Origin of the sequence: Pseudomonas sp. NPDC098740, assembly GCF_044760065.1 — a bacterium.
GTDB lineage: Bacteria > Pseudomonadota > Gammaproteobacteria > Pseudomonadales > Pseudomonadaceae > Aquipseudomonas > Aquipseudomonas rossensis.
Genome location: NZ_JBIWAM010000004.1, coordinates 52,574 through 65,430, shown reverse-complemented (window position 1 = coordinate 65,430; position 12,857 = coordinate 52,574). Strand labels below are relative to the sequence as shown.

At 57.2% G+C, this 12,857-nt stretch carries 7 protein-coding genes; 2 read left to right on the top strand and 5 right to left on the bottom strand.

What is annotated here, in order from left to right; all coding sequences use genetic code 11:
- The first annotated feature begins 100 nt into the window (after positions 1 to 100).
- Entirely contained in the window at positions 101 to 1,210 is a 1,110-nt protein-coding gene (locus ACIQU2_RS06380) for a PilT/PilU family type 4a pilus ATPase (RefSeq protein ID WP_403139458.1), read from the top strand.
- Between the two features lie 136 nt (positions 1,211 to 1,346).
- Complete coding sequence (locus tag ACIQU2_RS06375) at positions 1,347 to 5,198, top strand: hypothetical protein (protein ID WP_403139456.1); 3,852 nt, start codon at positions 1,347 to 1,349, stop codon at positions 5,196 to 5,198.
- Between the two features lie 17 nt (positions 5,199 to 5,215).
- Here the strand turns inward: ACIQU2_RS06375 and ACIQU2_RS06370 are convergent, their stop codons facing one another.
- The 5 genes from ACIQU2_RS06370 to ACIQU2_RS06350 form a co-directional block, all read right to left on the bottom strand.
- Entirely contained in the window at positions 5,216 to 7,171 is a 1,956-nt protein-coding gene (locus ACIQU2_RS06370) for an acetoacetate--CoA ligase (protein ID WP_403139454.1), read from the bottom strand.
- Between the two features lie 66 nt (positions 7,172 to 7,237).
- A complete protein-coding gene (locus ACIQU2_RS06365) occupies positions 7,238 to 8,023 on the bottom strand; it encodes a 3-hydroxybutyrate dehydrogenase (RefSeq protein WP_347804327.1) in 786 nt (261 codons plus the stop codon).
- A gap of 7 nt (positions 8,024 to 8,030) precedes the next feature.
- A complete protein-coding gene (locus ACIQU2_RS06360) occupies positions 8,031 to 9,422 on the bottom strand; it encodes a GntP family permease (protein ID WP_347804328.1) in 1,392 nt (463 codons plus the stop codon).
- Between the two features lie 276 nt (positions 9,423 to 9,698).
- Entirely contained in the window at positions 9,699 to 11,114 is a 1,416-nt protein-coding gene (locus tag ACIQU2_RS06355; RefSeq protein ID WP_403139452.1) for a sigma-54 interaction domain-containing protein, read from the bottom strand.
- 162 nt (positions 11,115 to 11,276) lie between these two features.
- Complete coding sequence (locus ACIQU2_RS06350; RefSeq protein ID WP_403139450.1) at positions 11,277 to 12,851, bottom strand: ABC transporter ATP-binding protein; 1,575 nt, start codon at positions 12,849 to 12,851, stop codon at positions 11,277 to 11,279.
- Positions 12,852 to 12,857: the final 6 nt, after the last annotated feature.

Below are 12,857 nucleotides of genomic sequence, written 5' to 3'. Positions count from 1 at the left end.
TCGGTGTAGCGGTGTCAACTATCCTTGTACCGCAGTAGACGCTGGATGATCCAATTTGGGTCCTTTTTATTCATTGAATGCTTCGCGGGTGCTTTTTGCCATGGAAATCGATGCACTGTTAAGGCTCCTGGCCAGCCAGAATGGCTCCGATCTTTATCTGTCTACCGGTGCGCCACCCAGCGCACGGTTCGAGGGTGTGCTTAGACCCTTGGCCGATCAGCCATTCAAGCCGGGAGAAGTCGCGGCCATTGCCGCGTCCATCATGGACGCCGAACAGCGTCTGGAGTTCGATCGGGAACTGGAGATGAACCTGGCGATTTCTTTGACCGGTATCGGGCGCTTTCGGGTCAATATCTTCAAACAACGCAACGATGTGTCAATCGTCGCGCGCAACATCAAACTCGACATTCCGCGTTTCGAAGACCTCAAGCTGCCGCCGGTGCTGCTCGAAACGATGATGCTCAAACAAGGACTGATGCTGTTCGTCGGCGCTACCGACTCGGGCAAGTCTACCTCGCTGGCGGCATTGATCGACTACCGCAATCGCCACAGCAGTGGCCACATCATCACCATCGAAGACCCGGTCGAGTACATCCATCGGCACAAGAAGTCGATCATCAACCAGCGCGAGGTCGGCGTCGATACCCGCAGTTTTCACGCCGCATTGAAAAATACCCTGCGCCAGGCACCGGACGTCGTACTGATCGGCGAAATCCGTGACCGCGAGACGATGGAGCATGCGCTGGCGTTTGCCGATACCGGTCATCTGGTTATTTCCACGCTGCATGCCCACAACGCCAATCAGGCGCTGGACCGGATCATCAACTTCTTCCCCGAAGAACGGCGGCCGCAACTCCTGCATGACCTGGGCAACAACCTCAAGGCTTTCGTTTCCCAGCGCTTGGTGCGTACCCGTGACGGTCAGCGACGGGCGGCGGTGGAAGTGATGCTGGGAACGCCGACCGTTGGCGACCTGATACGGCGCAATGAACTGGATGAACTTAAAAACATCATGGAAAAGTCCGCAGAGTTGGGTATGCAGACCTTCGATGGGGCACTGTTTACATTAGTGATGGAAGGTGTGATCAGCGAAGACGAAGCCCTAAAAAACGCCGACTCTGTCAATAATCTAAAACTGCGACTTAAATTTCATAACGATGGCGCTTCTACCCCCGATTCATCTTTTGGGGAGTGGGGGTTGATGGAATGATTGTTCTTTTTGTCCGTGTGTTAGTTGGCGGGTTCTGAAATTCCATCTAATGGTTTTTGACTGGCTTGTTTTGCGCTGAGAAGTAAGACTTCGTTCCCGCTACATTGTCAGTCATTTAAATATATGAGGTGGTATTGTGTGTGCTGTATTGAAAGCTAAAAGTTTTTATTCGTCTGTTACCGCTACAGAGGAGTCACGGAGTCGTTTAAAGGCAGATGAAGCAGAGCGGCAACAGGTATTGGAGTTGTTAAAAGAGGCCTTGAAAGAACAATCAGCAGAAGAGTCATTTAAATGGCAAGGGTATGAGTTTGGGTTGGAAGAGGGATCCTCGCTTTATGAAATCCATATGCCAGGGCGCGTTATATGGCATAAGTTAGCCGACCATCCATTCGTGTTTGATTCGCTTCGCGAAAATAGACCCAAGGATTCGGAATCGATTCGGGTGACTGCAAATGGCACGATAGAGTTGTACAGGGATGCATCAGAGCGCTGGGAAGAAATCGATGTTAATGCGCATGCTATAACAGGTGTCCCCGGTAGACTCAGGGATCTGGGGGATATCGCCAAGCAAGCTGGTGGCTTTATAATCGCGATAGACAGTGTGGATGTTGATCAATGGCTCAGGTTTCATGACTTGCATGTACCGGCGGACGCTGCGCAAACCAAAAATCTGATTGATGTTTTTGAGTTTGATCCAGTCGTCGACGATCTGGGCAACTATTGGGGCCAACTTGTTGCTTATGACCAGTCGTTAGCCGTATTGTCGGCTGAGCAACGTGAAGCTATTCGGCAGGCCATTGGCAAACTTGTAGGTGCGAACGAAAAGCTGTTGGAAAAGCTCTATCGCGAAACAGGTCGCGCCATTGTGACGCACTATTACGCCGACGAACGTATCGATCGGTTGGTCAAGTCTCCGGCGGCCCAAGCCTGCGCCATGAAACTCCTGAAGGAACTGGACTGGTTCGGTGCAACATCCGGGCAAGACGTCTCTGCACAGGATCTTGGGCAACTATTGATAACGGCTATTTTGCTGGATCTGTATCCGCACATTGGTAACGCTCAAGCCAGAAAGAGTATCGACGGGTTCGATTTGTATGCACCGACCAATGTCGAACGATCTTCGTCGGTCGTGCGCAAGGAGCTGGAAACCTTTCTACACACCAAAGGCTGGGTGAATCCTGTCGTGGCGCCATTGGCATCACACCTGCTGCTGGCGGAAATCGCGCCAGAATTTCTGGTCAAGGGTGTCCCGTCGTCGCTGATGATGGGTTCGGTTGGCTGGGTGTCCTTCTGCCTTGGAGTTGCCCTGGTGGAAGCGGTCACCAAGGGAGCTTCGCGGGTTTTGACGTATACGCAGATTATGGCGTATGCCGAACTGGAGCCAGTCAGTGATCCACTGGCACGTCTGCGGGATTTGGCAATGCTCGATCCAATCGTTGACTGGGCCCTGATTAATGACGTGGTGACGACAACGGAACTTAAGCAAGCGGAAAAGGAAACGACTGAGCGGGCAATGACAATGTTCGAGAGGTACGTGGACCGCACGCACCTTGCCCGCGCCTATACCAGTTCCATACCAAACAGAAAAGACATCGCACGGGCGGCGATCAGGAGCGTCGAGCCAACTTGTGCCCTGGAAGATAAAACGCTCTATCGGCAACCCGGCCTACCTGGCTCACATACCGCCATGTCTATGGTCGAGCTGCATATGTCCGGTGACCTGGTGGGTGGCGAGTGGGATCTGCTCGGGGTTTTCCCCGACGATCACGCTTACGGTGAGCCCGATTTGAATGCACGTCTTACTAATACAGAAAATAATGGTTACTACGACAAATCCAAAGTCAGCATTCACACAAGCTATCCGAGGCTGCAACGGATGGAGCCTAATAATAATAAGTATCACCGCCAACTGCGGGATTATCTCGGCAATTTGAATAATGCGGTGGTCAGAAATGTGAAGATGGCCCTTTCACACATGTCTCCCTTCGATCTGGAAAACTTTCTGAAAGGTAAGATCACCTTCTTTACCCTTCGCGGCGCGGCGATAGAGACATTTTCCAACCGTTTTGGGGGGCCGCTTACACTTGAAATAGACTACGAAACCCAACAAGGCAAAGATGCTGTCACGGGGCGTTTTGGTATTGTCATGTGCGCTTCTTATGAAAACACTGTTACGTGCTATGAACTGTTTACCTTGCGTGGTGAACTACGTAAAAACAACACACTTGGTGCGCTGATCGCCAATGCAGGAAAATTGCAGGACGCCGCCAGAGTGGATTTTAAAGGTGATCTGAAAACGCAACAGGTACCGACGGCTCCAGAACGATTACCGATTATCCTTAGTGAATACACTCATGGTCTTCTAGAGGCCAGCTCACCCAGAAGCAGCGTGGCGATAATTGACAAGTTGGGTGAACTTGCCGCGCCTGCTACGCCGTCGGAGCGGAAGCAGAGCATTTATCAGAATTTTGATAATGCGCAGCTTGTTCGAATTGCCAACTTCATCGTCAACAATCGTCCGATGATGACGTTTGACGAACTTGAAGCAGTAGCCACTGTGCCAACTGAGCTTGAAACCCAGCGCAAAAAAGGCGAAGAAACTGCAACGTATATTGTCGATCTGGTAGTTCCCTTTAAAAAGTGCATCGAGGATCTATCTTCCGGGGAGCGCAATAAGATGGTCGATGGGATGTATGGCTGCGTTATGGATGTCATCGCAGTGGGAGGGGCGCTTGTGGGGGCTGGCGCCAAAGCACTGAGCATCTCGGCGAAGGCTATCTCCACGGCTTCCAAAGCCGCCCGTCTGACCAAGCTCGCTTTCGTCACCTCTGTTTCCGTCTTCAACCCCGTGGATGGCGTGCCTACGGCATTGTTCGGAACCGGGAAACTCATCCATAAGGGGGCGCTACGCTTTAACAGGCAGGCTCAAGAGATGCTCGGACTGGCGCAATCCCAGTTGCACAAACTCAATGGCCGGCATAAAACCTACGACCTGGTTCGAGCAGCCAATAGCGCCGATACCACCGGACAGGGTACCTGGCGACCCAGTGGTGCAACCGGTGACACGCTAACGGTGGTGGCAGCGCGTAACGCCCGCCAATGGTATGCCCTTGATCGGCTGGGCAAACCCTGGGGACCAAAACTGAACAACTTCATCCTTCAGGCACCTATCCAGTTGCCGCGATTCAGTAAGACATTGCCTGTCAGCTATACCCGACGGTTCATTGAGCAAAGCTTGCCGCTGGCGCGTACAAAAATCGATAACGCGATCAACGTCTTGACCAGTCTTGACTTGACGAAGGAACGCAACGCAATCATCAAGGTATTGCTGGGAAGCAACTCGAGCGATGCACTCGAACGGTTGGTGAACTATCTGAGGTTGGTCAGGGCAGACTTTGCAGGTCTTTCCATCAGTAATATTTTTCTCGATCCGCTCAAGAACACTAACAATATTGCTGCTTTCAACATGGACGCTTACAAGCAATGGAAAGATGCAAAAGACCAATCCGACACGAAATTCATCGAAATCTATACGCCCAACATCAACAAGCACTTCATCGGTCTGGGCTTCAACCATGACGTCGTGGCAGACGACTTGATTCATGAGGTGTTCCACGGTACTGCACAGACTGAAGATGTCAGCTATGCCCGCGATGCGGGACGCAACGGCGAAAGAGGGCAATTGCTGGATGTGGCTGCGCTGCTGAACCTGGCGTCGGGACGTCTGCCGGTTACGGATAAGGGCCGTGCCTGTCACGCCAGTTCCAAAGCCTTTGAAAATGCTGACTCACTGGCTGTGACCACCTCGCTGCTGAGCCAGCTGTATACGGACAAGGGAAGTTATGAACTCAATATGTCCACCCTGCGCGGCGCGCTTGAAGCAAACCCCGGTAGCGCGATTGACGAGCCGGTTCTGATCACTCTAAACAACTCTATTGCGCCGAATCCTGCCAGTGGAAGGCGCCCACCTGGTTCGCACATGGATTAACACACACGCATGATCATTTAAGTTCCGAGTTCCGGCCGATCCCGAAACTGCTCAAGCGCTTCGGGATTGGCCAAGGCATCGGTGTTTTTTACCTTCTCACCATGCACCACGTTGCGCACCGCCAGTTCCACGATTTTGCCGCTGATGGTGCGCGGTATATCGGTCACCGCGACAATCTTCGCCGGCACATGCCGCGGTGTGGCGTTGGCGCGGATGACCTGGCGGATCTGTTGTTGCAGCGCTTCGTCCAGTTCGACGCCCTCGCGCAAACGCACGAACAGCACCACCCGCACGTCTTCCTGCCACTGCTGACCGATGGCCACGCTGTCCAGCACCTGTGGGACTTTCTCCACCTGGCGGTAGATTTCCGCAGTACCGATGCGCACGCCGCCGGGGTTGAGTACGGCGTCGGAGCGTCCGTGGATCATCATCGCGCCATGGGGCAATTGTTCCGCGTAATCGCCTTGGGCCCAGACCCCGGGGAACTGACTGAAATACGAGGCACGAAGCTTTTCCTGCTGAGGATCATTCCAGAACCCGATGGGGATTGCCGGGAAGTGCCGGGTGCACACCAGCTCACCTTTTTCGCCGATCACAGGCTGGCCGTTGTCGTTCCAGACTTCCACCGCCATGCCCAGGCTTTTGCCTTGTATCTCGCCACGGCGCACGGGTTGCAGCGGATTGCTGTTCACAAAACACGAAACGATGTCGGTGCCGCCAGACATCGAGGCCAGGCACAGGTCAGCCTTGAGGTCGCGGTAGACATAGTCGTAACTCTGCGGCGACAACGCGGAACCGGTGCACAGCAGGGTTTTCAGGCTGCTCAGGTCATGGCTTTCGCGAGGTTTGATGCCGCTGCTTTCCAGGGTCGCGAGGTACTTGGGGCTGGTGCCGAAGACACCGATGCGTTCGTCGTCGATCAGGTCGATCAGGCGCTCGGGGGCGGGATGAAACGGCGAGCCGTCGTACAGCACCACCGCGCTGTCCACGGCCAGCGCCGAGACCAGCCAGTTCCACATCATCCAGCCGCACGTGGTGTAGTAGAACAAGCGGTCGCCGGGACCGAGATCGCAATGCAGCCCATGTTCCTTGACGTGTTGCAACAACACGCCGCCGGTGCTGTGAATGATGCATTTGGGCACGCCTGTGGTGCCGCTGGAATAGAGGATGTACAGCGGATGGGCGAAGGGCACGGGAACGAAATTCGGCTCGCCGCCGACGTCGTAGAAATCATCCCAGAGCGTCACGTTGGCCCGGGTGTGGAAGTGTTCGATGTGCGCTTGCGGTCGGGCGTAAGGCACGACAATCAACTGCTGCAAGGACGGCAAGCGTTCGAGGATTTCATTGATCTTGGTGGTCTGGTCGATGTCCTTGCCCGCATAGCGGTAACCGGCGCAGGTGATCAGCACTGTCGGCTCGATCTGGCCGAAACGGTCGATTACGCCCTGGGTGCCGAATTCCGGTGAGGAGCAGGACCAGATCGCCCCCAGGCTGGTGGTGGCGAGCATGGCCACCAGGGTTTGCCAGGTGTTCGGCATGCACGCGGCCACACGGTCGCCAACGACGACGCCAGCAGCAATCAAGCTGTTTTGGAAACCGGCGACATGCTCCGCCAGTTCGGCCCAGGTCAACTGTTCACGCTGGCCGCTTTCACCGATGGCCACAACCGCCACGGCATCGTCGCGACGGCGCATCAGATGTTCGGCGAAGTTCAGGGTGGCGCCGGGAAACCATTGGGCGCTCGGCATTTGCGCGCCCTCAACCAGTACAGCGTCCGGTTGGTCGTGGAAACGGATGTCGAAAAAATCGACGATGGCCTGCCAGAACGCTTCACGCTGATCGATGGACCATTGGTGCAGGGCAGGGTAGTCGTCGACGTGGAGGTTGTGTCGCTGATTGATGAAGCGCCGAAAGGCCTCCATGCGGGTCTTGCCGATGCGCTTGGCGCTGGGTTGCCAGAGGATGTCGGACATGGCTTGCCTCTTCTTGTTGTTGTACAGATCGTTCCCACGCAGAGCATAGGAACGATCATCTGTGGGTTACTGCGCCAACCACCCACCATCAATATTCCACGCCGCGCCACGCACCTGGCTACCGGCCTCACTGCACAAAAACAGCACCAGTTCGCCCAATTGTGGCGGCGTCACAAACTCCAGGGACGGCTGCTTCTCGGCCAGTAAATCATGCTGCGCCTGTTGCGGGTCGATCCCTTTGGCGATGCGGTCATCAATCTGCTTCTGCACCAGTGGCGTCAGCACCCAACCCGGGCAGATGGCGTTGCAGGTGACATTGGTGGTCGCCGTTTCCAGCCCCACCACCTTGGTCAAACCGATCACCCCATGCTTGGCCGCCACGTATGCAGCTTTGCCCACCGAGCCGACCTGGCCGTGCACCGAAGCGATGTTGATGATCCGTCCCCAGCCCTTGGCGCGCATGCCTGGCAGGCTCAAACGGGTGCTGTGGAATACCGAAGACAGGTTGATCGCAATGATCGAATCCCAGCGCTCCACCGGGAAATCCTCCACCGACGCCACATGCTGGATGCCGGCATTGTTGACCAAGATGTCCACGCCGCCGAACTCGCGCTCGGCGTAGGCAATCATGTCGGCGATCTGTGCCGGGTCGCTGACGTCGGCCGGGTGATGGCCAACCTTGCCTCCGCTTTTGTTATTGAGCAGCTCGACCTCGGCAATCACTTTGGACGCATCACCGAAACCGTTGAGGATCAGATTGGCGCCAGCCTTGGCCAGGCTGAGGGCGATGCCCAGGCCGATGCCGCTGGTGGAACCGGTGACCAGTGCAGTCTTGCCCGAAAGAGTCGTCATGAATACCTCACACAATGCCAGTGGCGTAGAAAGTACCGATCACCACAAAAACCGCCAGGGTCTTGATCAGCGTAATACAGAAAATGTCTTTGTAGGCTTCGCGGTGGGTCAGGCCGGTCACCGCCAGCAAGGTAATCACCGCGCCGTTGTGTGGCAGGGTGTCCATGCCGCCACTGGCCATCGCGGCCACCCGGTGCAGCACTTCCAGCGGGATGTTGGCGGCGTGGGCCGCTGCGATGAAGTCATTGGCCATGGCCGCCAGCGCAATGCTCATACCGCCCGAAGCGGAACCGGTAATGCCGGCCAGCAGGGTTACGGTAATCGCTTCGTTGACCAGCGGATTGGGAATGCTCTTGAGCCAGTCGGCCAGCACCAGGAAGCCTGGCAAGGAAGCGATCACCGCACCAAAGCCGTACTCCGACGCGGTGTTCATCGCCGCCAGCAACGAACCGCTGACCGCACTTCTACTACCCTCGGCGAGTTTGCCGCGAATCGCCTGGAAGCCGAACACCAACACCATGATGATGCCGACCAGCAAGGCTGCCTGAACGGCCCAGATCGCCGTGAGCTTGGCGATTTCAGTGGTCACCGGCGCGGTCATGCCCGGCAGCGCGAGGCTATGGGTTTTGCCGTACCACTGTGGAATCCACTGGGTAAACAGCAGGTTCATGATGCCGACGGCCAGCAGCGGCGACACGGCGATCCACGGGTTGGGCAGTTTGATGTCGGCCGCAGTTTCCGGCTCGTTGCGCAGATCGGTGCCATACCCTTCACCGGCGTGCTGCGCTTTGTTGCGCTGGCGCTGCAGAAACAGCATGCCGGCGCTAAACACGAAGATCGCGCCGATCAGGCCCAGCCAAGGCGCGGCCCAGGCGGTGGTGTTGAAGAAGGTGCTGGGGATGATGTTCTGGATTTGCGGGGTGCCGGGCAGGGCGTCCATGGTGAACGAGAATGCGCCGAGGGCGATGGTCGCCGGGATGAGTCGCTTGGGAATATTACTCTGGCGGAACATTTCAGCAGCAAACGGGTAGACCGCGAACACCACCACGAACAGCGACACGCCGCCGTAAGTCAGCAGAGCGCAGACCAGTACGATCACCAGCATCGCCTGACTCGTGCCGAGGAGGCGAATCGCCGCTGCGACGATGGAGCGCGAAAAGCCCGACAGCTCGATCAGCTTGCCGAACACTGCACCGAGCAGGAACACCGGGAAATACAGTTTGATGAAGCCGACCATTTTCTCCATGAACACCCCGGTGAAGGCGGGGGCGACGGCGGAAGGGTCGGTGAGCAGAACGGCGCCGAGGGCGGCAATCGGGGCAAAGAGGATAACGCTGTAGCCACGGTAGGCCGCGAGCATTAGCAGCGTGAGGGCTGCCAAGGCAATGATCACACTCATGGTGTGTCTCCTGGATTGTTATTTTTTTAGGGTGGATCTGTTGTGGGAGAGGGCTATAGCGAGTTTCGTGCCAGACGGTTAAGGCGTTGAAATGTATGGATTTTTTTCAGATTTTCATGGCGCGTTTGAGGCTTGTGTCTCTCTTCGGAGACATGTGTAGATTTAGAAGGCCTCATCGCGAGCAAGCTCGCTCCCACAGGTTGACCGAGTTGCGGGGCAAAGGTGGGAGCGAGCTTGCTCGCGATGTTCTGTCTAACAATGGAGATTCATGTCTCTTTATAGAGACTCAGCAATCCCCAACGCCACCATCTTCTTGTACAACGTCGACCGCCCCAGCCCCAACCGCGCCGCCGCTTCAACAACCTTCCCGCCGCATTGCGCGAGGGTGGCCTCAATCAACTGTCGATCAAATCGCTCCCGAGCCTCACTAAAAGTCTGGTGCGCTACCGGCACAATCGTCACTGGTGCGATGCGCTCTACCGGTGTGAACGTACCAATCGCCGCGCGGATATCCGTGGCATTCAGCACCAAGTCATCACTGAGTAATGCCGCGCGCTCCAGCACATTGCGCAGCTCACGAATATTCCCCGGCCAGGCATGTTGACCCAGCAGTTCCAGCGCTTCACGGTTCAATTCGTGTTGACTGCGCAGTTCTTCCAGAATCGCTTCACTGAGGGCTGGCAGGTCATCGAGTCGATCACGCAGCGGCGGGACCTGGATCGGCAGTACGTTGAGGCGGTAATACAGGTCGGCGCGAAATTCGCCGCGCTTGATCGCGGCTTCCAAATCCGTGGAGGTCGCGGCAATCACCCGCACATCACTCTGGATCACTTCGTTGGAACCCACCGGCTCGAATTCTTTCTCCTGCAGTACCCGCAGCAGTTTGCTTTGCAGTGGCAACGGCATGTCGCCGATTTCATCGAGAAACAGTGTGCCACCCAGGGCGATCTGCAACTTGCCGGCACGGCCCTTGCGATCAGCACCGGTAAACGCGCCGGGCGCGGTGCCGAAGAATTCCGCTTCCAGCAACGATTCGGGAATCGCCGCGCTGTTGATGCTGACGAAGGCTTTGTGTGCGCGCGGCGAAGCGCCGTGGATCGCCTGGGCCAGCAGCTCTTTGCCGGTGCCGGTTTCACCGAGCAGCAACACCGGAGACTCGGCGCTCGCGCTGCGCCGGGCGCGGCGTTTGACTTCCAGGCTGGCGGCGCTGGTGCCGATAAAATGGGCGAAGTTGTATTTGGTCTGCCGCGCTCGCAGCAGCGAGCGGGTGGAGGCCAGTTCTTCCTGCATGCTCATGTAGCGCTTGAGCATCGGCGAGAGGCTGCGTAATTCATCGAACAGCGCAAACCCGATGGCGCCGATCACCACACCGGCGTCGTCATGAATCGGCAGGCGCATCACCACCAGTGGTTCTTTGGGGGTGTCTTGCATGTCGAGCAAAATCGGCCGACCGGTGCGCACCACCTCGCGCAAAAGACTGCCAGGGATCACACTTTCGCAGGCCTTGCCGATGGCCACTTCCGCCGACTCCAGGCCGAAGCGTCGGGCATAACGCTCGTTCATCCAGACGATGTTCGCATCGCGGTCGACAATCACCGTGCCTTCGCTGGACTGCTCGATGATCTCGAACAACGAACGGATCGCCAGCAGGCGAACGCTTTGGTAGTCCTTTAGGCTTTCGGTGGTGTTCATGGGCGTCATGTCCAAAATGTGTAGTGTCTGTGCGGGCCGCATCGCGAGCAAGCTCCCACATTTGATCTATGTCGTTCACAAATCTCCTGTGGGAGCGAGCTTGCTCCGGGCGGCGTTCCGACGATGGCCGTTACGCGGTCCAACTGCATAGCGCGATTATGACTATCGCGGATGCGCCGCCGCCAACAGCTCCTTGGTATACGGATGCTGCGGCGAATCGAACACGTCGTGGCTGGCACCGCTTTCCACGACTTTGCCGTCCTTGATCACGATCATGTCGTGAGCCAGCGCGCGCACCACCGCCAGGTCGTGGCTGATGAACAGGTAAGTCAGGCCGTGTTTTTCCTGAAGTTGGCGGAGCAGGGCGACCACTTGTTTTTGCACCGTGCGATCCAGCGCCGAGGTCGGTTCGTCCAGCAGGATCAGCGCCGGTTTCAGCACCAGCGCCCGGGCGATGGCGATGCGTTGGCGTTGGCCGCCGGAAAACTCGTGCGGGTAGCGATGACGACTTTGCGGGTCGAGGCCGACTTCTTCCAGCGCCCGAATCACTTCGGCTTTGCATTCGTCAGCCGTCAACTGGCTATGCACCTCAAGGCCTTCACTGATGATCTGCGCCACGGACATCCGCGGGCTGAGGCTGCCGAACGGGTCCTGGAACACCACCTGCATTCTCTTGCGCCACGGCCTCAGCTGTTTTTGCGTCAGGCCGTCCAGCGCTTCACCTTGAAAGCGAATGCTGCCTTCGGAGTCGAGCAGACGCAGGATCGCCTGACCCAGTGTCGACTTGCCGGAACCGGATTCGCCCACAATCCCCAGCGTCTTGCCGCGCTGAATATTCAGGCTGATGCCGTCCACGGCCTTCAGGTAGGTCTTGCGCTGAAACAGCCCGCCACCGAGGGCGAACTGCACCCGCAAGTCATCTACCTCAAGCACGTTCTCGCGCTCGTCCCGGGGCAGTGCTTCACCTTCAGGTTCGGCGTTCAGCAGCACGCAGCTGTAAGGATGTTTCGGTTCGGTAAACAGCGTTTCGCAAGGTGCCTGCTCGACGATCTCGCCGGCCTTCATCACGCAGACTCGTTGGGCAATGCTGCGCACCAGATTGAGGTCGTGGCTGATCAGCAGCAGCGACATGCCGAGTCGCTGTTGCAGGGATTTGAGCAGCAGCAGGATCTTGCGCTGCACCGTCACGTCCAGTGCTGTCGTCGGCTCGTCGGCGATCAGCAGTTCCGGTTCGCAGGCCAGCGCCATCGCGATCATCACCCGTTGCCGCTGGCCACCGGACAATTGATGGGGATAGGCCTTGAGCCGCTCTTTGGGCTTCTGAATGCCGACCAGATGCAGCAACTCGAGAATCCGCGCTTGCGCCGCTTTGCCGGCCAGGCCCTTGTGCAGCAGCAGGGTTTCGCCGATCTGCTTTTCGATGCTGTGCAATGGGTTGAGCGAGGTCATGGGCTCCTGGAAGATCATCGCGATGCGGTTACCCCGCAGTTCTCGCAACACCTTGGCCGGGGCGCCGACCAGCTCCCGGCCACGGTAGCGAATACTGCCCGTGGTTTCGGTGCCGGTCTCGGGCAGCAGTTGCAGGATCGAGTGAGCGGTCACCGACTTGCCGCAGCCCGACTCGCCCACCAGCGCCAGGCATTCGCCGGGGCGGATGTCCAGGCACAGATTGCGCACCACGGTCTGGCCGCTAAAGGCCACGCAGAGGTCACGGATTTCGATCAGGTTGTTACTCATATCAGC